Origin of the sequence: Streptomyces sp. NBC_00569 (genome assembly GCF_036345255.1) — a bacterium.
GTDB lineage: Bacteria > Actinomycetota > Actinomycetes > Streptomycetales > Streptomycetaceae > Streptomyces.
Map to the genome: position 1 here is coordinate 9120377 of NZ_CP107783.1, position 20516 is coordinate 9140892.

General features: G+C 69.8%; 17 protein-coding genes, 1 tRNA gene and 1 pseudogene. 4 read left to right on the forward strand and 15 right to left on the reverse strand.

The features are described from left to right. Positions 1–31: 31 nt before the first annotated feature. From OHO83_RS41205 to OHO83_RS41245, 9 genes and pseudogenes are all read right to left on the reverse strand, one after another. Positions 32–1846, reverse strand: coding sequence for a coagulation factor 5/8 type domain-containing protein (locus OHO83_RS41205; RefSeq protein WP_266666484.1), 1815 nt, complete (start codon positions 1844–1846; stop codon positions 32–34). A 306-nt stretch (positions 1847–2152) separates the two neighbouring features. Then, positions 2153–2519 (reverse strand): annotated as a pseudogene (locus OHO83_RS47135) (zinc ribbon domain-containing protein); the annotation flags it as partial. 101 nt (positions 2520–2620) lie between these two features. After that, positions 2621–2983 (reverse strand): hypothetical protein, encoded by a 363-nt coding sequence (locus OHO83_RS41215; RefSeq protein WP_266666482.1) that lies wholly within the window; start codon positions 2981–2983, stop codon positions 2621–2623. Between the two features lie 155 nt (positions 2984–3138). Then, entirely contained in the window at positions 3139–3831 is a 693-nt protein-coding gene (locus OHO83_RS41220; RefSeq protein ID WP_266666480.1) for an alpha/beta hydrolase, read from the reverse strand. 105 nt (positions 3832–3936) lie between these two features. Further along, positions 3937–4293 carry a PRC-barrel domain-containing protein gene (locus OHO83_RS41225; RefSeq protein WP_266666478.1) on the reverse strand — a complete coding sequence of 119 codons (357 nt, stop codon included), beginning with the start codon at positions 4291–4293 and terminating at the stop codon, positions 3937–3939. 17 nt (positions 4294–4310) lie between these two features. Then, positions 4311–5204 carry an RNA polymerase sigma factor SigF gene (locus tag OHO83_RS41230; protein ID WP_405638424.1) on the reverse strand — a complete coding sequence of 298 codons (894 nt, stop codon included), beginning with the start codon at positions 5202–5204 and terminating at the stop codon, positions 4311–4313. 101 nt (positions 5205–5305) lie between these two features. Continuing rightward, a complete protein-coding gene (locus OHO83_RS41235; protein WP_266666474.1) occupies positions 5306–5932 on the reverse strand; it encodes a pyridoxamine 5'-phosphate oxidase family protein in 627 nt (208 codons plus the stop codon). Positions 5933–6064: 132 nt separating this feature from the next. Then, positions 6065–6835, reverse strand: a complete 771-nt coding sequence (locus tag OHO83_RS41240) for an SDR family NAD(P)-dependent oxidoreductase (RefSeq protein WP_266666472.1) — start codon at positions 6833–6835, stop codon at positions 6065–6067. 148 nt (positions 6836–6983) lie between these two features. Continuing rightward, entirely contained in the window at positions 6984–8432 is a 1449-nt protein-coding gene (locus tag OHO83_RS41245; RefSeq protein ID WP_266666470.1) for an MFS transporter, read from the reverse strand. A 274-nt stretch (positions 8433–8706) separates the two neighbouring features. Here OHO83_RS41245 and OHO83_RS41250 point away from each other — a divergent pair, with 274 nt between their 5' ends. The 4 genes from OHO83_RS41250 (at position 8707) to OHO83_RS41265 (ending at position 11766) form a co-directional block, all read left to right on the forward strand. Continuing rightward, a complete protein-coding gene (locus tag OHO83_RS41250) occupies positions 8707–9162 on the forward strand; it encodes a MarR family winged helix-turn-helix transcriptional regulator (protein WP_227292924.1) in 456 nt (151 codons plus the stop codon). 127 nt (positions 9163–9289) lie between these two features. Next, positions 9290–9679 carry a hypothetical protein gene (locus tag OHO83_RS41255; protein WP_266666465.1) on the forward strand — a complete coding sequence of 130 codons (390 nt, stop codon included), beginning with the start codon at positions 9290–9292 and terminating at the stop codon, positions 9677–9679. Positions 9680–10244: 565 nt separating this feature from the next. Next, positions 10245–11609, forward strand: coding sequence for an FAD-dependent oxidoreductase (locus tag OHO83_RS41260; RefSeq protein ID WP_266666463.1), 1365 nt, complete (start codon positions 10245–10247; stop codon positions 11607–11609). An 83-nt stretch (positions 11610–11692) separates the two neighbouring features. Continuing rightward, positions 11693–11766, forward strand: a tRNA-Met gene (locus tag OHO83_RS41265). Between the two features lie 68 nt (positions 11767–11834). Here the strand turns inward: OHO83_RS41265 and OHO83_RS41270 are convergent. The 6 genes from OHO83_RS41270 to OHO83_RS41295 all read right to left on the reverse strand — a co-directional run bounded on the left by OHO83_RS41270 (position 11835) and on the right by OHO83_RS41295 (position 20484). Beyond that, positions 11835–12296, reverse strand: a complete 462-nt coding sequence (locus tag OHO83_RS41270; protein WP_266666461.1) for a F0F1 ATP synthase subunit B family protein — start codon at positions 12294–12296, stop codon at positions 11835–11837. Between the two features lie 128 nt (positions 12297–12424). Beyond that, positions 12425–14419, reverse strand: coding sequence for an APC family permease (locus tag OHO83_RS41275; RefSeq protein WP_405638426.1), 1995 nt, complete (start codon positions 14417–14419; stop codon positions 12425–12427). Between the two features lie 164 nt (positions 14420–14583). Further along, on the reverse strand, positions 14584–14823 hold the full coding sequence (locus OHO83_RS41280; RefSeq protein WP_266666457.1) for a hypothetical protein: 240 nt from the start codon (positions 14821–14823) through the stop codon (positions 14584–14586). 291 nt (positions 14824–15114) lie between these two features. Beyond that, positions 15115–17127 carry a phosphocholine-specific phospholipase C gene (locus OHO83_RS41285; RefSeq protein WP_266666455.1) on the reverse strand — a complete coding sequence of 671 codons (2013 nt, stop codon included), beginning with the start codon at positions 17125–17127 and terminating at the stop codon, positions 15115–15117. Between the two features lie 139 nt (positions 17128–17266). After that, positions 17267–19321 (reverse strand): acetate--CoA ligase family protein, encoded by a 2055-nt coding sequence (locus tag OHO83_RS41290; protein ID WP_330280629.1) that lies wholly within the window; start codon positions 19319–19321, stop codon positions 17267–17269. Beyond that, a complete protein-coding gene (locus tag OHO83_RS41295; RefSeq protein ID WP_266666451.1) occupies positions 19318–20484 on the reverse strand; it encodes an acyl-CoA dehydrogenase family protein in 1167 nt (388 codons plus the stop codon). The genes OHO83_RS41290 and OHO83_RS41295 overlap by 4 nt, the downstream gene beginning before the upstream one ends. Between the last annotated feature and the right edge of the window lie 32 nt (positions 20485–20516).

The window sequence follows — 20516 nt, forward strand, 5'->3', positions numbered from 1 at the left end:
GGCCGCGGTCCGTCGCCCCTCACGGGTGAGGTCAGGGGTACGCGACCACGGTCGAGGGCACGGTGGACGTGCCGGACGTGGCAGCGCCGATGTCGTTGATGACGTGCTCGTACTGGCCCTGGCCACCCAGGGACACGACGAGCAGGTCGTGGAACTTCACCCCCGACGTGTTGGGCGCGGCGAAGCCGTGGTCCTGGCGGATGGTGTTGTCCGACGTGTAGTTGCAGTAGCTGCCGAGTCCCCAGCCCTCGTGCGTGGTCACGGAGTCGGCGACCTTGTACGCGGCGAAACCCTTGACGTTGCCGTCCTGGACGGCGGCCTGGTTCGGGGCGTCGTACGCCTTCTCGTTCTGGAAGAAGATCGTGCGGCCGCGCTGGCCGGCCCAGTACACGTCGTACTTGTTGAAGTGCTCGACGAACAGGCCGGTGGCCAGCACGTCGTCGCCGTTGACGCGCACGCCGTAGTCGGCGCGGTTGGTCTCCCAGCCGACGCCGTCACCGTGGTCGGCGCGCCAGACCCAGGTGTGGTCGATGATCGTGTGCCGGCTGTTGACGACGATGCTGGTGGTTGCCTTGCCGGGGCCCGCGCCGCCGATCCGCACGAAGACGTCCTGGACGGTGACGGGGTTGGCCGAGTGGTCGGCGGACGCTCCGGAGGGCCCGACTTCCAGCAGCGTCTGCGAGTTGACCGCGCCCGCGTCGATCAGGAACCCGGCGAGGCGCACCCCGTCGACGTCGGCGACCTTCACCGCCGTGACACCGTTGTCAGGGATGAGGGTGGCGTAACCGAGGCCGAGGACCACGGCGTTGGCGCGCTTCACCTCTATCGCCGCGTCGAGGTGGTAGATCCCGGGCGTGAGAAGGACGTTGAGGCCCTGGTCGAGCGCCGCGTTGAGGGTGGCGGCGGTGACACCGGGCTTCGCCACGTAGAACTGGGTGAGCGCGAGCGAGGTGCCCCGGGGTGTGCCGCCGCCCCAGGTCGTGCCGCGCGCGTCGGTGCGCTTCTCGGGCAGGAAGACCTTGTAGTCGGCGCCGTCGAGGTACAGGAAGGGCTTCTCGCGGGACACCGGCGTGGTGTCGAGCGTGGTGTACGGCGGGTCCGGGAAGCTCTGGGCGGGGGCGCCCTCGACGCCGGAGAACACCATGTTCCAGACGGCGTTGGTCCAGCCGCCGACGGAACTGTCGCGGGTGTACCACTGCTGCTGCGAGTACGGCGCGACGGTGCCGTCGATGCGGCTGTCGGCGATGTAGCCGCCGCTGGCCCACCCGTAGCCGTCGGGGGCGAGGTTGAGGCCGCCTCTGACGTGCATGCGACGGAACGGCGCGGCCTGGGCGACGGCCCACCGGTTGGTGCCGTTGACGGGGGTGAGGGCGAGGTTCTCGGCGGAGCGCCAGAAGTTCTGGGTGGCGTTGCCGTTGAACCAGCCGGCGTCGACCGTGACATCGCCGTTGATCGAGGTGTCGTCGGGTGAGAGGCCGAGACCGGCGATCGAGGTGTAGAAGCCGAGTTGGGCGTTGAGGCCGCTGTAGGTGCCTGGCTTGAACAGGAACGCGTAGCGGCCGGAGCCGAACTGTGCGGACTCCTGCTGCTTGAAGATCTCGTCCAGTTTGGCCTGGATGCCAGAGGTGGAGGGGTCGAACACGATCACGTTGGGGCCCAGGTCACCGCCGCCGGGCAGCGGGTCGGCGGCGGGTGCCGCGGAGGCGGGGGATCCGAGTGCGAGGAGGCCGGGAACGGTGGCCGCGGTCGCCGCCATGACGCCGAGAACGGTCCGGCGCGAGGGGGCGACGGCACCGGCTGTGGATGAACTGGACGTGGTCGAGGGGTTCGTGGGGGGCGTGAGCATAGGGCGACTCTCCTGGTTCAGTAAATGAACGAATGAGGGGGGTGGGAGCGCTCTCTTGCGGTCGAATGCTTCATCTGTGTGAACGGTGCGTCAAGACTTAAATCCAGAATCATTGAAATTAGTGGCGGGCGTGAGGCTGTTGGGGCTCGAGTCGACCCACCCAGCCGGCCTCCAAGGGCCAACACCCTTTAAACGAAGCGACGTTGACCGTCCCTTGAAGTCTCGCGTCACTGCCGCAACACTCGGACTCGAAGAGCGCCTCTCGTGAACGAGGGGTTTCTCGCTATGCCGGTTGGGCGTCTGACGGACCAGCCCGGCTCGTAGAACGTTCAGGGCGTCCACCGTGTCGGCGTGTGCGCTGTGTGGCCGCACGAGACGCAGCGGAACTTTCCCTGCGTGGGCCGGTTCCCCTTGGTGGTGTGCCCGCATGCGGGACACCGCCGGGAGGTGTTACGGGGGTCCACGGCGATCACTTCCCGTCCGGCGCTTTCAACCTCGGCGGCCAGGATCGTCAGGAACACCCCCATCCGACATCCAAGATCGAGCGGTTGAGTCCACTCTTCGCTGCGGCCCCGTTAGGCAGGAAGCTGCCTGGCTTGTCAGGGGCGGGCTTGGGTCCGGCGGCGCGGAGCATGGTGCGGATCGTCAGGTTCTTGTGCGCGACCAGGTCGTGTTTCGAACGTCCCTGATCTTCGAGCCCGAACTGGTGCTGAGGAAGTCCGCGTGGACCAGCAGGGAGAGGGGCCGGGGCGCCCCTCGCCGCCGTACGGTCGGTCAGTCCTGTACCGGGGTGGTGAGGAACACCGAGCGGAGCTTGAGGGCGTCGGTGGTCGGCCTGCCGTGCGGACGCAGTGTCCAGGAGTCGCCCTCGCAGTCGGGCCCGGTGAAGACCAGGGCCCACTCGTCCGTGTCGTTGTGCGGGGCGAACGCCGGTTCGGAGGAGCTCGGGTCCGCGACCTCGGGGAGGGTGACGCACTGACGGGTCGGCAGCTCGTGAAGGGTGACCGACTGCGGTCGGCCGTTGAGCCCGACGAACTTGTACGAGAAGTCCCCGGTGGCGGCCTGGGCGGAGGCCGGAAGGGCCAGCGCGAGAGCGAACGCGGCGAGGGAAGCGGCAACGGTGGAGCGACGGCGCATGGACAGCCTCATCATTCGGTGCTCGGGGGAGGTCCATGGCAGCTTCGCCCATGGGCCCTCCCGTCACGCCGGCGACAGAAGCCGAAAGGATTCGCTGTCGCCCGTTCGGCGGAGCGCCCGGAGGCGCACCTGTCACGTCATGCGTGGGAGAACACCTACGGCGTAAGGCCGTTGAGGGCCAGACGGTCGGCGACGTCGGTGGGGAGCGGCGCGAACCCGAGCAGGCCGCTCACGATCCGGCCGGTCTGGCGGTGCCAGGAACCGGCCTGCCGCAGCATCGCGTGGTCGCCGCCCGGCATCAGCAGCGTGCAGGCCTCGGCGCCCGCGGCGGAGGCCCGGTCGGCGTAGTCGACGGAGGCCGCGGGATCCGTCGTGCGGTCCCGGTCGCCGTGGAGCAGCACCACGCGCCGGCCGCGCAACTGTGTCACCGGCTCACTCTCCGGACACCATGGAGCGAGTCCCACCACGCCGTGGACGAGCCGGTGCCCGCCGGCGCGCAGCGCCGCACGTCCGCCCATGGAATGACCGACCAGCACGGTCGGCACGTCCCCGGCGCGTACGGCCAGTTCGTCGAGCGCCCGCAGCGCGTCCCTCAGCGGATCCTCGCGCTCACCGTTCCAGCCCCGGCAGCGATAGCGGACGCTCCCCACCAACAGCCCCTGGCCCTCGCACGCCCGCTCGACGGCCCGGGCGAACGGACGCATGCGCGCACCCGCGAGACTCAGCCACGGCACCGCTTCCGTCCCTTCGGAGCTGCCGCCGTGCAGGAGGAGCACCGCGGCCCGCGGCGGTCCGACGGTCACGGGTGCCACGAGTGCCGATCGCGGATCGTCGTCCCATACGAGCACGCTGTCTCCCCTTCGTCGTGACCCGGCCACGCGGCCCGGCGCTGCGAGGCCATCATGACGAATCCGTAGCCGCAGGCCCAACGGATGGGTGTGGGGCGGCGCGCGTCAGCGACGGGCGAGCTGCCGCTCCCCCTTCGTCCCGGGCTCGTACGGCAGTCCGTAGTGCCGGAACAGAGGTTCCTCGTCCTCGGCGGGCAGCACGTCGTCCGTGCCGATCGACGGGCACTCCTTGACCAGCGCCTTCGCGTAGTCGACCTTGACGTAGGTCGGCCCGACGACCGTGCCGTCCAGCGGTACGAAGACCAGCCTGTGCCGCGTGGGGAGGCCGATCAGGACGGTGGCCATGGCCGGCTCGTCTGTCCGGGTGTTCACGTAGACCGCCTCGAGCGCGCCGATCCTGCGGCCGTCCGGGTCGACGACGTCGTAGGAGCGCCACTCACGGATATCCGCGACCTGGATCATCGTGGAGCCCCTCCGTGTCAGGCGAACATGCCTGTTCTGAGCTTGGTGAGGGTGCGGTTCAGGAGCCGGGAGACGTGCATCTGGGACACGCCGATCTCGGCGCCGATCTCCGACTGGGTCATCTCCTGGCCGAACCGCATCTCGAGGATGCGGCGCTCACGGCCGTCGAGCTGTTCCAGGAGCGGTGCCAGCGTGTGGAGGTCCTCCACCGTCTCCATGGCCGGATCCGGCTCGCCGAGCACGTCGGCGAACGTCCTGGAGGCGTCGGTCGGGTGCTCGCCGGGATCACTCGGCATGTCGATGGACCCCGCGGTGTAGCCGTTCGAGGCGACGAGGCCCTCGATGACCTCGTCCTCGCTGAGCTCCAGGTGTTCGGCGAGCTCCTTGGGAGTCGGTTCGTGGTCCAGGACGGTGGACAGCTCGTCCTTGCCCTTGGCCAGGTCGACGCGCAACTCCTGGAGGCGGCGCGGCACATGGACGGCCCAGCTGGTGTCGCGGAAGAAGCGCTTGATCTCGCCGACGATGTACGGGACGGCGAAGGAGGTGAACTGGACCTCGCGCGACAGGTCGAACCGGTCGATCGCCTTGATCAGGCCGATGGTCCCGACCTGCACGATGTCCTCCATCTCACCACTGCCACGGTGGCGGAAGCGGGACGCCGCGAAGTGGACGAGGGAGAGGTTCATCTCGATCAGCGTGTTACGGGCGTACTGGTAGTCCTCGGTGCCCTCTTCGAGTACCTGGAGCTGCTCGAAGAACACCTTGGAGAGATCCCGTGCGTCCTTGGGCGCGACCTTGCCGGCGTCTTCGACCCACGGAAGCCCAGCCGCGCCGACGGTCGCGTCGGCGTCGTGCGTCGTCGTGGCCTGCGTTCGCGCATCGTCATGAGCGTGCACCGAACTTGCCGTCATGTCCCTGCCTTTCGTGTCGGTCACGTGCAGAGCGTGTGCCCTCGTCCGCTCCGGTTATGCCCCCCGTCGGGGGAAGCGGCGTGGACCGGCCGAAACCTGACCTATCCCTGTCCCAGGTAGGCGTGGGACATCTGCTCGGTGAAGTAGTCGCCGTCCTTGGGGCGTCCGGGGGCCCTTCGGTTCGGCTGGTGTGCGGGTTCCAGGTGGGGAATGTGCTTGGAGCAGTGGACGTACGCCTCCTGCACGGTGATGTGTATCCACATCTCGGCCTGCCGTCCCGGGGCGGAATCCCTGGGCAGGGTGGGGCAGATGGCGCGTAGCTCACGATCGCTGACCAGTTGGGCCGATCCGTTCACATGCAGCCCTATGTGGTCATGGGTGAAGTCGATGAAGAGCAGACCCATGTGGGGGTTCTCGGTGATGTTGCCCGCGCTGGCCATCACTCCGTTGCCCCGGTACTCCGGGTAGGCCAGGTGGAGGTCGTCGAGGACGGCGACGAACCCGGGCGGCCCGGCGCGGAAACTCGCGTCGCAGTGACCACGTGCGTCTGCCGTGGACAGGAACACCATGGTCTGCCGGGCGATGAACTCATTCATCGCCGGCGTCAGACGGGGCTGGACCTGACGGTCGTAGAAGTCATCGGCGCGCTCGCTCGTACCCAGGTGGGCCTGCAGGGCGCGTTCGCCCTGGGAGGGCACGGGGTGGGGGGTGTGGGGGCGGAGGGGCATGCCGTGATCACGTCTCAATCGCCGGGGGTGGACAACGAGCGAGCGTGGCGCCCACTCGAACTGTGGGGCCACGCTAGGCCATTGACGATCCGCGGACGCGACGGTTCCGCCAGGAACAGGTGCCGGCCGGTGCTACGCGGCGATCACGGCGGCGCCGGCGCGGCCGCCGTCGACGTCCACGACCGTACCGTGGACGAACGCCGACTCGTCCGAGGCCAGCCAGACCGCGGCGTGCGCGATGGCCTCGGGAGTGCCGATCGTGCCGAACGGCGTGCCCTTCATCATGATTTCGCCCGGATGCGGCTCGCCGCCCTCGGCCGCGCGGGGGACGATCACACCGGGCGAGATCGCGTTCACCCGCACCCCCTGCGGGCCGAACTCCGCCGACCACGCGCGCGTGAGCGTCTCCATGGCTCCCTTGGTGGAGCTGTAGAGCGACCCCACCGGGACGCCGAGGCGGGCGATCCAGGAGCCGAGATTGACGATGACTCCGCCACCGTCGCGTGCCATCTGCGGGGCGACATCCGCCGTCAGGAAGAAGGGTGCCTTCACATTCACCGCGTAGACGTGGTCGAAGGTCTTCTCGTCCGTCGTGGTGGTGCTCCCGGGCGGGTAGATGCCCGCGTTGTTCACCAGCACGTCGAGGCGCCCGCCCAGCGCCTCACGGGCCTGCTCCGCGAGGCGGCGGGAGGCGTCCGCGCTGCCGTCGAGGTCGGCCTCGACGAAGTCGGCCCGCCCTCCGGCCGCGCGGATGCCCTCGACGACGTGCGCGCCGCGTGCCCGATTGCGCCCCGATACGACGACGTGGGCCCCCTCGGCGGCGAACGCCTCGGCGATCGCCTTTCCGATGTTGCTGGTTGACCCCGTGACGAGTGCGGTCTTGTCCTGCAGACGTCCACCCATGGCCGGCTCTCCTCAGTCTCGGTTCTCCCGCGTGCCGAGCCGGTCGGGAACACCGCCCGAACCGGCCCGGCGGTCCGTTCGTCCGGACCGTGAGGCCGACTGTGCTCCGATGAAATTGGACCCGCAAGTCCAGTTTCTGGAGCCCTGCCTACGCCTTGACCTCGGTCGGTGCGGCAGCCGCTTCGGTGCCCGTTTCGACAGGGGTGGCGCGTACGGCCGGGATGACCGCGGCGATCAGCGCGGCGACGAGCGCGACGCCTCCGCCGACCATCAGAGCCGTACGGAAACCGGCCTCGGAGCTGAAGCTGTAGCCGCCCATGGTGGTCGTCATCTGGGAGAGGATCACGCCGATCACTGCGGCGCCGACCGAGGTGCCGAGGGAGCGCATCAGCGTGTTGAAGCCGTTGGCGGCGGCGGTCTCGGAGAGCGGCACCGAACTCATGATGAGCGCGGGCATGGCGCCGTAGGCGAGTCCGACGCCGCTGTTGATGACCATGCAGACCACCATGAGACCCGGGCCGGAGCCCATCAGCGCGAGCGACAGACCGTATCCGGCGGCGATCACCAGGACACCGCAGATGAGCGTGAACTTCGGGCCCCGGGCGTCGGTGAGCTTCCCGCCGAGCGGGGAGACGATCATCATCATGATGCCGCCGGGCGCCATCCACAGGCCCGCCGCGAGCATCGACTGACCCAGGCCGTAGCCGGTCGCCTCGGGGAACTGCAGCAGCTGCGGGATCACGAGCATGCTCGCGTACATGCCGAAGCCGACGAAGATCGAGGCGACGTTCGTGAACAGCACGCGGGGCCGGGCGGTCGTGCGCAGGTCGACCAGCGGGTCCCGGGTGCGTGTCTCCCACCGGCCCCAGGCCAGCAGGACGAGGACGGCCGCGGCGAAGAGCGCGAGCGTCGTCGCCGAGCCCCAGCCCCATTCGGCGCCCTTGGAGACCGCGAGGAGGAGGCAGACCAGGCCGACACCGAGGCCGAGCGCGCCGGGTGTGTCGAAGCGCTGACCCTTGGCGCTCGCCGGGACGTCCGGAATGAGGAACCAGATCAGGGCGGCGATCAGCACGGCAAGGACGGCCGAACCCCAGAACAGCACCCGCCAGTCGGCGTACTGGGCCACTGCGGCGGCGATGGGCAGGCCGAGGCCGCCGCCGATGCCCATGGACGCGCTGACCAGGGCGATCGAGGAGCTGAGCTTCTCCTTCGCCACCACGTCCCGCAGGAGGGCGATGCCCAGCGGCACCATGCCCATCCCCATGCCTTGCAGGCCGCGTCCGACGATCATCGGCACGACGGAGGACGACAGTGCGCACACCACGGAGCCCGCCACGAGCGGCACCGAGCACGCGAGCAGCATGCGGCGCTTGCCGAGCAGGTCGCCGAGACGTCCGGTGACCGGCACGCACACGGCTCCCACCAGCAGGGTCACGGTGATGACCCAGGCGGCGTTCGACGACGTGGTGTGAAGGATCTTGGGCAGCTCCGCGATGAGCGGGGTGACCAGGGTCTGCATGATCGCGGCTGTGGTGCCGGCGAAAGCCAGAGTGGCGACCACGCCGCCGGCGCGTGCCGTCGGCTGGGGGGCGTCCATCAAGGGGCTCCTTGCGTGTCTGCGGGATTCGGGTCTTCTGTGGGGCGCCGGCGGCGAGGCCGGTCGCATGGCCGGTCGGTATGTCCGTCGGGGTGGCGTGCGGAATGCCCCGTGTGGAATGCCTGTGCGGATCGATGTACCGATGTGCATCGTACACATCGAATGCATGGGGCACATTGTGTGGTGGCTACATTCGGCTGTGCGACGATGGGGGCGGGGGTGTCACGAACGCGCGGTGCGACGCCGCGGAACGACAGCAGGAGGCAGCGGACGCATGGCCAGGCCCACGTACGAGCTCGAATACGAGCAGATGCTGCTCAGCCGACACGGACTCGTCCACCACAAAGGCGGGCGCCCCGAGAACGGCACCCTTGAGCGCAGCGCCTACATCCTGCTGAGCCGCATTCGGGTGCAGGGGCCCATGTCCATCGGCGAGCTCAGCGACGCGTTCGGGCTCGACGCCTCCACCCTGAACCGGCAGACCGCCGCCGCGATGCGCGCCGGACTGGTGGAGCGCATCCCCGATCCCGAGGGCGGCATGGCCCGCAAGTTCCGCATCACGGACAAGGGCGCGCGCGTCCTCGACGAGGAACGCGATCACATCGTGGGCAGCCTGGACCGCGTCATGACCGACTGGGCGGACGAGGACATCGCGGCCTTCACCACCTACCTGAGGCGCTTCAACATGGACATCGAGCGCCTGGGCGGCCGGCCGTGGCCCCGGCCGTGAGGCGTGCGCCGGCGAGCCGGAGCGCGTGAGGCGGAGCGGGCGCGCCCGAACCGCTGGGGCTGTGCCCCTGGGGAAGTTGGGGCGTCGGGGCCCTCCCCGGAGGTGTCTGCCGTTAGAATCCGCTCTCATGTCGAACCCTGACGAACTGCTCGTCGATATCGCCGGCATGGTGGAGTCCGAGCAGAGCAATCAGATGTCCCTGACTGTGGTGACCAGTGGTGCTGTGATCACCGGACGCCTCGCCCCCGAGGCCGTGTGGAGGCAGCGCGTCTCGGAGGTCCTGACGGACTCGGACCACCTCGGTTCCTTCTCGGAGATCTTCACCGCCGACGAGAAGCCCGATGAACAGCTGCGGGGCGAGACCGATGACGGCCTCGCCCCCACTCATCTGCACTTCCACGTGGCCCGGATCCTTCAGGGCACCGTCGGCATCCCCGAAACGGGCGGCATGTACCGCGTCGCGATCCAGGACGTGAGCGCCTGGACCGTCGGCGACTTCAGCTACTCCGACCACTGACCTGCGGAGGGGTGCGTTCGCGTCACGCGTTCGTAGGCCGCAGGATCACGGAAGTCCCGGACGCGCCTCTCCGCCTACCCCAAGAAGTCCGCCGTGGTCGTCACGAACCGGTCCGCGTCGTCGAGCCGCGCTCTGCGGGAACGGAATCCCGGGCCGGGCGGCCGGGGGCGGCGGTGGCGCGGCGTCATCTGACGGAGGGGCACTGGACCGGGCGGGGCACGCCCTATTCTCTGTCGACGGTGTGCTCCTTCGGGTACGCGCCCGCGTGAGCCGCGGCCTCTTCCTTCTTGGCGTCCGAGGAGTCGCTGCCGGGTTCGCCGCGCGTCCCGTCGGCGCCTCGGCCGGTCCACCGCCAGCCACCCGGCGACGGGTCCCGCGTCCCACCTGCGCTGCTTCGGGCGGTCCCGCCTCCCGGGCTGCGCAGGGCCGAGGCTGACCATAAGGCCCACCCGCAGGAACCCATAAGGCCGCCTTATGGGGTCATAGACCCAGCCCGACTACTAACTAAGGTTTGCCTTAGTTTAGGATTCCCGTTGAGTGCCCATGCCACGAAGGGAACCTGATCATGCCTCGCCCTCTGCGGGTAGCCGTTGTGGGAGCCGGCCCTGCCGGTATCTACGCCGCTGACGCGCTGCTGAAATCCGCGGTGGCCGAAGACCCTGGTGTGTCCATCGACCTCTTCGAGCGGATGCCGGCCCCGTTCGGTCTGATCCGGTACGGCGTCGCGCCGGACCATCCGCGGATCAAGGGCATCATCACGGCCCTGCACCAGGTCCTCGACAAGCCGCAGATCCGTCTCTTCGGCAACGTCGACTACCCGGGCGACATCAGCCTGGACGACCTGCGCTCGTTCTACGACGCCGTGATCTTCTCCACGGGCGCGACGGCCGACCGCGCGCTCGACATACCGGGCATCGACCTCGACGGCTCGTACGGCGCCGCCGACTTCGTGTCCTGGTACGACGGTCACCCCGATGTGCCGCGGACCTGGTCGCTCGAAGCGGAGAAGGTCGCGGTCCTGGGCGTCGGCAATGTCGCGCTCGACGTGGCCCGCATCCTGGCCAAGACCGCGGACGAGCTGCTGCCGACCGAGATCCCGGCGAACGTCTACGACGGCCTCAAGGCGAACAAGGCCCTGGAGGTCCACGTCTTCGGCCGCCGCGGTCCGGCGCAGGCGAAGTTCAGCCCGATGGAGCTGCGGGAGCTCGACCACTCCCCGAACATCGAGGTCATCGTCGACCCCGAGGACATCGACTACGACGACGGCTCGATCGCGACGCGGCGCGGCAACAAGCAGGCCGACATGGTCGCCAAGACGCTCGAGAACTGGGCCATCCGCGACGTCGGTACCCGGCCGCACAAGCTGTTCCTGCACTTCTTCGAGTCCCCGACCGAGATCCTCGGCGAGAACGGCGAAGTGACCGGTCTGCGCACCGAGCGGACCGCCCTCGACGGCACCGGCAACGTCAAGGGAACCGGCGAGTTCAAGGACTGGGACGTCCAGGGCGTCTACCGCGCCGTGGGTTACCTGTCCGACGAACTTCCCAAGCTGCCTTGGGACTTGGCGTCGGGCACCGTTCCGGACAAGGGCGGCCGGGTGATCGAGGAGTCGGGCGAGCACCTGCAGTCGACGTACGTCACCGGCTGGATCCGGCGCGGTCCCGTGGGTCTGATCGGCCACACCAAGGGCGACGCCAACGAGACGGTCGCCAGCCTCCTGGACGACCGCGAGAACGGCCGTCTGAGCACGCCCTCCGCGCCCGACCCGGAGGCCGTGGACGCCTTCCTCGACGAGCGGAACGTGCGCTACACGACGTGGGACGGCTGGTACCGGCTGGACGCCGCGGAGAAGGCGCTGGGCGAGCCCGAGGGCCGTGAGCGCGTGAAGATCGTCGAGCGTGAGGACATGCTCAAGGCGAGCGGCGCGTAGCCCCCGACCGCAGCGGTTCCTGCCGTCCCGGCAGGAGGTGGTCAGGAGTAGCTGCTCCGATGGCGTACGGTGGTGTCTACCGACGCGGGGTGGAGCAGCTCGGTAGCTCGCTGGGCTCATAACCCAGAGGTCGCAGGTTCAAATCCTGTCCCCGCTACTGCCGACCAGGGCCCGGATCCAATGGATCCGGGCCCTGGTGCGTTGTGGCCCCGTGCGGCGTGCGTTTCAGGGGTTCGTGGGAGCTGCCGCCGAAACGGGCTCCCCGATGATGCGGCTCGCCAGTTCGGCGGCCAGTTCGGGGACGGTGAGGCGCAGTTCGGCCTCCGCCGCGGCCCGTTCGGCCTCGATCAGGGCCTGGCCGTCGGCGAGGAGCGCCTCGCGTTCGCGCAGTCCGTCCTCGCGGGCGGCGGCTATCAGCGCCGCACCTTCCTCGCGCGCCGCCTGCGTGACCCTGGCGGCGTCACGACGGGCCTCGGCGAGCAGGGCCTGGGCGCCGGCGTGCTCGGCGGAGGCCTCCGCCCGGATCGCCTCGGCGCGTTCCAGGGCGCCTTCGGTACGGTCGGCGCGCTCCGCCAGCACCTCGTTGATGCGGGGCAGGAAGCGCTTGAACCAGAGGAAGACGACGGCGAAAAGGACCAGAGCGACTATCAGCACGTCGATTTTTGCGTTGAGTGGGCCAAATTTCATCGGCAGAAGGTACATGACCCCTGCTTACCCGCTCATTCGTGCCGACCCAACGCTCGTTTGCGTCAGTTTTGGCGGGATGTAGTCCCTGGGGCGCCGCGCGACACAGAATCGATGTCGTACCCGGTTCGTCAGCCGTGCCCGGTGCCGCGCGACCGGCCCGCACCGGCCCGGCGCTGAGGTTCGCCCCGGCGCACGGAACCGGGCGCCCGGCGGGCCGGGTGGTTGGCGTGCGCGGACGAGGTGAGCTGCCAGGGAACGCTCGTCACCATCACCCCGGGCGTGAACAGAAGACGGCTTTTGAGCCAGAGTGCCGACTGGTTGTGGAGCAGGTTCTCCCACCAGTGGCCGACCACGTACTCCGGGATGAAGACGGCGACGATGTCGCGGGGGCTGTCCCGGCGGATGGCGCGCACGTACTCGACGACGGGCCTCGTCACCTCGCGGTACGGGGAGTCGATGACCTTCAGCGGTACGTCGATGCCGTAGTCGTCCCAGCTCTCGCGCAGGGCGGAGACCTCGTCGCGGTCGACGGACACGGTCAGCGCCTCCAGCCGGTCGGGGTGGGAGGCTCGCGCGTATGCCAGGGCGCGCATCGTGGGCTTGTGGAGTCTGGAGACCAGGACGATGGCCAAGACCCTTGAGGGGGACACGAGTTCGGCGTGCGGGTCCTCGACGGCCAGCTCCTCGGACGTCGTGTCGTAGTGGCGGCGGATGCCGCGCATCATCAGCCACAGCACCGTAGCGGCGAGAACGGCCAGCCAGGCGCCCTCGGTGAACTTGGTGACGAGCACGATCAGCAGGACGAGGCCGGTGACGCACGCGCCGAGGGTGTTGATGACGCGGGCGGAGTGGTGACGGCGGCGGACCGCGGGGTCGTGCTCGGTCGCCAGCTCCTGGTTCCAGTGCCGCACCATGCCCAGCTGGGACAGGGTGAACGAGGTGAACACACCCAGGATGTAGAGGTGGATGAGGCTGGTGACGTTGGCCTTGAAGCCCCAGAGCAGCGCGGCGGCGACGACGGCCAGCGCGAGGATGCCGTTGGAGAACGCCAGCCGGTCGCCCCGGTTGTGCAACTGGTGCGGCAGGAAACGGTCCTTGGCGAGGATCGAGGCCAGCATCGGGAAGCCGTTGAAAGCGGTGTTCGCGGCCAGGATCAGGACGAGAGCCGTGGCGGCCTGGATGAAGAAGAACCCGACGCTGTGCTCACCGCCGAACACGGCGGCCGCCACCTGCGCGATGACCGTGCGCTGCGTGTAGCTCCCGCAGTCCCCGTCGAGGCCCGTCAATCGGCACGCGTCGTCCGTGATGTGCACCTTGCTGATCAGCGCGAGCGTCGTCACACCGACGAACATGACGACGGCGATGAGGCCCATGGCCGCCAAAGTGGCTGCGGCGTTCCTGGATTTGGGCTTGCGGAAGGCCGGTACGCCGTTGGAGATCGCCTCCACGCCGGTCAGTGCCGTACACCCCGAGGAGAAGGCGCGCAGCACGAGCATCACCAGGGCCAGGCCCGCGAGATGTGTGTCGGACTTCTGGGGCGTGATGCCGTACGCGGCGGTCTCGGAGACCGGCGCGTCCCCCAGGGCATACCGGATCAGGCCGGTGATCACCATGATCAGTACGCCGCCGATGAAGAGGTATGTGGGTGCCGCGAAGGCCTTGCCCGACTCGCGGACGCCCCGCAGATTGATCGCGGTGAGGAGGGCGACGAAACCGACGGCCAGCAGGACGCGGTAGTCGTTCAGTGCCGGGAGCGCCGAGATGATGTTGTCCACGCCGGAGGCGACGGACACCGCCACCGTCATCACGTAGTCGACCAGCAGCGAGGCAGCGACCACGAGACCGGCCGAGGACCCCAGGTTGGTGGACGCGACCTCGTAGGAGCCACCGCCGCTCGGATACGCGTACACGACCTGCCGGTACGAGAGCACGACCACCGCCATCAGCGCCACCACGGCCGCGGCGATCCATGGCGTGAAGTGCAGATACGCGAGTCCGCCCAGGGTGAGGACGAGCAGGATCTCCTGGGTCGCGTAGGCCACCGACGAGAGCGGGTCGGAGGCGAAGATCGGCAGGGCGAGGCGCTTGGGCAGCAGGGTCTCGCCCAGTTCCTCGCTGCGCATGGCGCGGCCGATCACCAGGCGTTTGACCAGAGCGGGCACGTTGAACACTGCGTGAGCGTATGGCGGACCGTGCCACCGTTCGAGCGTGCGGACGTGTCGGCGGGCCGGGGTACACAAATGGTCCTACGATCCGGGGAGACGGGCTCTGTCTCGTGAGGCGGGGTTCAGGGACCGGCGCGCCCCTGGAGCGCGTGCGCGAGCCCGTGTTCGGCGTCGTCCGTCAGGGAGCGGTGGTACGCCGTGTCGTACGTGTCGCACGCCCTGTCACCGGCCGCCTTCCGGGCCTGCTGCTCCCACTGGTCGCGGATCTCCGAGCGCTCCCGGGGGGCGACGGTTCGGGTGACCGAGCATGCGCCGGTAGGCGTGGGCGGCTTCGACGCCGTTGTCCTGGTCCGCGCCGGCACCGGTCAGCAGGTCGAGGCCGGGTGCGGTCCCCAGATCGTCGTCGAGGTGGGGCGGACGCCCGGTCCGTCTGCGCCGGGGCCCCCTCGGCGCGGACGTTCGGCCGCGACAGCGAACTGACCGTCGTCGGTTCGGTCTCAACCGGCGACCGGTCGGCCGGTCAAGGGCCCGGTGCCGGGTCGGCCGGTCCGGCCGCTCCCGGCCGACCGTTGACCGACCGACCGACCCTCCGACCGACCCTCCGACCGACAGGCCGACCCGCCGGATCGCACGCGGCGGGCGCGCCCGGGGAATCAGCCGCTGACGGACGCCGCGCCGGTCTCGATGTGGCCCGTGTAGCGGCGGGACCACGTCGTGTCCGTGCTGGATGTGATCGTGAAGTCGTACCAGCCGTTCTGGTTCGCCACGGCGTTGAAGAAGTCCTCCGTCGAGCCGCCGGCGGGGACCGTGTAGTTCCACGGCCCGTCCGTGCGGTAGTTGTTCGACGTGATGGTGAACTGGGCCGACACGGAGCCCGAGTTGGTCATCCTGAACCAGATGGCCATCTTGCCGGTGCCGGACTCCACGGCGTACCGGGCGGCGACCTCGAGCGCCTTGCCCACCTTCGTGGCATCGCCCGTGAAGCGGCGCAGGAAGCGGTTCGGCCCTGCCATCGTGATGTCGTACGCGCCCGCCCCGGAGCCCGTGCCGATGTTGAAGAAGTCCGTGGCCGTGCCGCCGGCGTCGACTGTGTACTGCCACGGCGTCGTGTCGCGGTAGGCGTTCGGGTGGATGGAGAGGTGGGCGGCGCTGCGCGCGGGGGAGCCCTGGTTCGCCATGGAGAACCACGCGAGGATCTTGCCGGCGGCGCCGAACTCGAAGTGGTCGAGGTTGCCGTTCGGCTGGTACGGGAGGGCGCGCGCGGGGCGGGTTCCGGGTTCCTGGGTGGGCAGGGCGTTCGTCTGCGGCGCGGGGTTGGGCAGGGGGCCGCAGGTGTCGTACCCGATGACCTTGGTGGCGGGCAGGCCGGACGGCATTCCGTACACGGGCCGGGTGAAGTCGAACACGCCGGTCAGGTCGCCGGTGACCTTGCGGCGCCACGCGCTGATGTTGGGGCAGGTCGCCGGGGTGCCGAGGGCGGTCGTCCAGGTCTCCATGAACCGCAGGACGGATGTGTGGTCGAAGACCTCCGAGGAGACCCAACCGCCCTTGGTCCAGGGGGACATGACGACCATCGGGACACGGAAGCCGAGGCCGAAGGGGGTTCCGTCGAGGAACTCGCCGGCGGTGTCGGCGGGAGGTGACGGCGGGGGCACGTGGTCGAAGAAGCCGTCGTTCTCGTCGTAGTTGAGGAAGAGGACGGTGGAGTCGAACACCTCGGGGGACGCGGCCAGGGCGCGGTGGACGAGGTCCACGAAGTGGGCTCCGTCGCCGGGCGGGGCGTAGGGGTGCTCGGAGAACGCCTGGTTGGCGACGACCCAGGAGACCTGGGGGAGCTTGCCGGCCAGCGCGTCCGCCTTGATCGCGGCGGCGATGTCGTCGGGCGTGGAACCGGTCACCGCGGGGACGGAGGCCATGCCGCGGTCGTGCAGCGGGTCGCCGGGCTCGGCGCCGGCGATCTTCGAGAAGTAGGCGAGGCCGTTGTCGCCGTAGTTGTCATTGGCATTCTGGTAGACCTTCCAGCTGACACCGGCCCGCTGGAGCGCCTCGGCGTACGTCTCCCAGGTCAGCCCCGACTCGTCGCCGCCGTCGTGGCTGGAGCTGTCGACCTTGCCGCTCCACAGGTAGGTGCGGTTGGGCCCGGTCGCGCTGAGGGTGGAGCTGAAGTAGGCGTCGCAGACGGTGTAGTTGTCGGCCAGCGCGTAGTGGAACGGTATGTCGCCGCGGTCCAGGTAGCCGAGGCTGCGCACGTTGCCGACGCCGGCGACCCAGTGGTCGAGCCGGCCCTTGTTCCACGCGGAGTGCTGAGAGGACCAGCTGTGCGGCAGGTCGCCGTTGCACTGGGCGAGCGTCTCGCCGTCCACGCCGCCCGCGGCCGGGGTGGAGCTGAGTTTCCATGGGTACTGGCGGCCCAGCCCGTTCGGCTGGTTGAAGACGGGCTGCCCGCCGGAGAGCGTGATGCCGCTGCGGTCGCCGAACCCGCGGACGCCCTTGAGGCGGCCGAAGTAGTGGTCGAAACTGCGGTTCTCCTGCATGAGGATCACCACGTGCTTGACGTCCTTGACGGTGCCCGTGGTGGCTGCGTCCGCTCTGGTGGCGGGCAGCGCGGCGCCGGCCGCGATCCCGGCGCCCAGCGCGACAAAACCCCTGCGGCTGATCGGTGTCATCGGTTCACCCTTGTCTCACGCGTACGTTCTGACACAACGGGCGCAAGAGTGCCGACATTCAATGGTCTGCGGCTAGACCTCTACACGGTCGAGTTTGTGAACACCGGGTTCCGGCCGGTGGTCGCCGGCCGGAACCCGGTCAGGCAGTGGAAGGGCCGTCGGGCGTCGGTACCGCTATGACGAGGGCGTCGACCGCGAGGGCTCCGTCCGGTGAGACGCGGACCGGGTTGAGCTCGATCTCGCCGATGTCGCCACGGTCGGCGATCAGCTCGGAGACCGCGACGACGACCGCCGCCAGCGCGTCGACATCGACCGGCCGTTTGCCGCGCCAGCCGGCCAGCAGCGGCCAGGACCGGAGCCGGCGGATCACCTCGCGCGCGGTGTCGTGGGAGCAGGGGGCGAGTTCGAGCGCGAGGTCCTGACTGAGCTCGGCCTGGACTCCGCCGGCGCCGACCACGACGACGGGACCGAACGACGGGTCGCGTCGCGCGGCGACGATCACTTCTACCACGTCGGTGCGCCGGTCCATCTCCTCGACCACGTACCCGTGGGACCCGAGCCGCGCCACCATGTCGTCGTAGGCGGCGCCGAGCGCGGCGGTATCGACCAGCCCGGTCGCGACACCGCGGTGCTCCGTCTTGTGTTCCAGCCAGTCGGCCTTGAGTACGACCGGAGCCGAGAGTGACCGCATCGCGCCGCCAGGATCCGGCGCACCCGGCGCAATCCCGACCGCGGGCGGGAACGGCACTCCCGCGCCGGCCAGCAGCCGTCGGGCGGCCAGATACCCACTGCCTGGAAGCACTTGACGCTCACGCGCGGGCCCACGGCCTGCGCGCGGTCGGGGTGTCTGAGTGAAGCGGTGCGCCGTCGCCACCGCCCGTAGCGCCGCCTCGACGTCGGCGAAGGTCGGCACCCCGGCCGCGTGCAACTCCTGCACTGTTTCGGTGTGTTCAGCCATCGAGTGGACCACGACCGGAATCGCCCGCTCGGCTGCCAGGGAGCCGATGGCCCGTGCGACCTGCGACTCGGCCGCCTGGTGCTCGGGGATGTCGCGACCGTAGCTGCCGAAGTAGCCACTGAGTACGACGGCGTCGGTGACCGAGCTGTCGGCGAGGACCGCCGGTGTCGACGCGTACGTGGAGATGTCGTCCTCGCCCGCGCCGGCGAGGTCGACAGGGTTGGCGACCGCTGCGTGCGGCGGCAGCCGGTCCGCGAGGCGCTCCTGGACCGCCGGGGGGAACTCGGCGACGGTCAGACCGAGCCGCGACGCGGTGTCCGCGGCGAGGGCCCCCTGTCCGCCGCTGTCGGCCACGATCGCGACCCGACGCCCCCGAACCGGCGCGCATCTGCTCAACAGCTGTGCTGTGTCCACGAGTTGGGCCGGTGTGTCGACGCGGACTGCGCCGACCGTGCGGCAGGCGGCGTCCACGACGTCGATGCCCGACGTCATGGATCCGGTGTGCGAACGGGCCGCCTGCTGTGCGGCCCTGCTGGCGCCGACCGTCAGAAGGAGCACCGGCTTGCCCGCCTCACGCAGGTGGTCCAGGGCGTCCAGAAGCCGCTCGCCGTCGCCGAAGCTCTCCAGATAGACGGCGACGATGCGGGTGGCTTCGTGGTGGGCCAGGTCGGCGAGCAGTTCGGCGGCGCTCACGTCGAGCTGACTGCCGACGGAGACGAATCTGGAGACACCGATGCCGGCGCTCGCGGCCATCCCTGCGATCTCCAGGCCCAGCTGTCCGCTCTGCGACACGATCGCGAGGCTGCCGGGCGTGAACCGGCCCCAGGCCAGTGCCAGTTCGCTCGACGCGTCGTAGAGACCGAGGCAGTTCGGCCCGAGCAGCCGGGTCCCGCTCGCGGCGATGACATCACCGATCGCGGCCTCGTCCTCGACGCCCGCGGTGATCGCGAGCAGCCCGGGCACACCGAGCGCGACGGCTTGGGAGACACCGCCGGCCAGGGCGGCGGCAGGTACGGCAAAGGCGACGAGATCGGGAACCTCGGGCAGCGCGTCGAGGTCAGGGAGGGCGGGGTGGTCGAGGACCTGGCCGCCACGCGTGTTGACGAGGTGCACGCGGCGCCGGTGCGCGCCCGCGACGGCGCCCCGGGCGAGCCAGTGGCCCCACTTGGCCGGGTTGTCGGTGGCGCCGACGACGGCGACCGACTCCGGGGCGCGGAAGACGTCGAGAGTGGTCATGACTTCGCGAGCGCCCGGGAGATGACCAGCCGCTGGATGTCGGAGGTGCCTTCCTCGATCTCCTCCAGCTTCGCGTCCCGCATCCACTTCTCGGCGAGAAACTCCTGCGAGTAGCCCCAGCCGCCCAGTGTCTGCACGGCGGCCCACGTGTTGAACATGGCGTTCTCCGAGCCGGTCAGCTTCGCCATCGCCGACTCGGCGGTGACCTTCTCGCCCTGGTCGAAGAGGCGTGCCGCGCGCATCGTCACCAGATGGGCGGTGTCGGCGCGGGTCGCCATGTCGGCGAGCCGGAACGCGACCGCCTGGTGCTCGATGATGGGCACGCCGAACTGCACGCGTTCCTGGGCGTACTCCACGGCCAGGTCGAGAGCGGCCCGGCACAGGCCCGCGCAGGACGCGCCGATCAGGATCCGGGAGGCGTCGAAGGTGCGCATCAGCCCGGAGAATCCCTGGCCCTCGGCGCCGAGCCGGTCTGCGGCGGGGACGCGTACGTCGTCGAGGAACACCTCGGCGTTGACGATGGCGCGCTGCCCCATCTTGCGCATCGGCCTGCCCACGGTCAGTCCGGGCGTGTCCCGGTCGACGACGAACGCGGTCACGCCGCGCGCGCGGAGCGACGGGTCGACCGTGGCGAACACGACGAACCGCTGTGCGTAGGGGGCGTTGGAGATCCACGCCTTCTGGCCGCTGAGCACGTAGTGATCGCCGTCGCGCACCCCGCGGGTGCGGATGCCGGCGGCGTCCGAGCCGTGGTCGGGTTCGGTGACGGCGAGCGCGGTCAACGGGGGTGTGTCGGTGGTGAGCGGCCGCAGCCACCGCTCCTTCTGCGCCTGTGTGCCGAGTTCGAGGACGGGATCGGCGAAGAAGCCGCTGGAGGTCAGCAGGTTCCCGATGCCGATGTCGCCGTGGCACAGCTCCTGCTGGACGAGCACCTGGGTGACCATGTCGGTCACTCCGCCGCCGCCGAACTCCGCGGGGATCATGAAAGCGGCCAGGCCCGTCCTGGCGGCCTTGTCCCACAGGTCCAGCGGCGACTCGGTCTGGGCGTCGTCCACGGCGCGGGCGCGGGGACGGATCTCGGCGGCGGCGAAGTCGCGGGCGAGCCGGATGAAGTCGTGCTGCTCGGCGGACAGGCCGAGCGCGTCGCGTACGGGGTAGGGCATGGCGAACTCCGTGGTGGGAGGGTTACTGAGGG

What these genes read in the sequence shown, in the direction of transcription:
- OHO83_RS41225 (WP_266666478.1), bottom strand. Translation starts at nt 4,293, where the DNA reads ATGATCCAGGTCGCGGATATCCGTGAGTGGCGCTCCTACGACGTCGTC.
- OHO83_RS41250 (WP_227292924.1), top strand. Translation starts at nt 8,707, where the DNA reads ATGGCCAGGCCCACGTACGAGCTCGAATACGAGCAGATGCTGCTCAGC.
- OHO83_RS41245 (WP_266666470.1), bottom strand. Translation starts at nt 8,432, where the DNA reads ATGGACGCCCCCCAGCCGACGGCACGCGCCGGCGGCGTGGTCGCCACT.
- OHO83_RS41290 (WP_330280629.1), bottom strand. Translation starts at nt 19,321, where the DNA reads ATGACCACTCTCGACGTCTTCCGCGCCCCGGAGTCGGTCGCCGTCGTC.
- OHO83_RS41285 (WP_266666455.1), bottom strand. Translation starts at nt 17,127, where the DNA reads ATGACACCGATCAGCCGCAGGGGTTTTGTCGCGCTGGGCGCCGGGATC.
- OHO83_RS41235 (WP_266666474.1), bottom strand. Translation starts at nt 5,932, where the DNA reads ATGCCCCTCCGCCCCCACACCCCCCACCCCGTGCCCTCCCAGGGCGAA.
- OHO83_RS41240 (WP_266666472.1), bottom strand. Translation starts at nt 6,835, where the DNA reads ATGGGTGGACGTCTGCAGGACAAGACCGCACTCGTCACGGGGTCAACC.
- OHO83_RS41260 (WP_266666463.1), top strand. Translation starts at nt 10,245, where the DNA reads ATGCCTCGCCCTCTGCGGGTAGCCGTTGTGGGAGCCGGCCCTGCCGGT.
- OHO83_RS41270 (WP_266666461.1), bottom strand. Translation starts at nt 12,296, where the DNA reads ATGAAATTTGGCCCACTCAACGCAAAAATCGACGTGCTGATAGTCGCT.
- OHO83_RS41275 (WP_405638426.1), bottom strand. Translation starts at nt 14,419, where the DNA reads ATGCGCAGCGAGGAACTGGGCGAGACCCTGCTGCCCAAGCGCCTCGCC.
- OHO83_RS41215 (WP_266666482.1), bottom strand. Translation starts at nt 2,983, where the DNA reads ATGCGCCGTCGCTCCACCGTTGCCGCTTCCCTCGCCGCGTTCGCTCTC.
- OHO83_RS41205 (WP_266666484.1), bottom strand. Translation starts at nt 1,846, where the DNA reads ATGCTCACGCCCCCCACGAACCCCTCGACCACGTCCAGTTCATCCACA.
- OHO83_RS41230 (WP_405638424.1), bottom strand. Translation starts at nt 5,204, where the DNA reads ATGACGGCAAGTTCGGTGCACGCTCATGACGATGCGCGAACGCAGGCC.
- OHO83_RS41295 (WP_266666451.1), bottom strand. Translation starts at nt 20,484, where the DNA reads ATGCCCTACCCCGTACGCGACGCGCTCGGCCTGTCCGCCGAGCAGCAC.
- OHO83_RS41255 (WP_266666465.1), top strand. Translation starts at nt 9,290, where the DNA reads ATGTCGAACCCTGACGAACTGCTCGTCGATATCGCCGGCATGGTGGAG.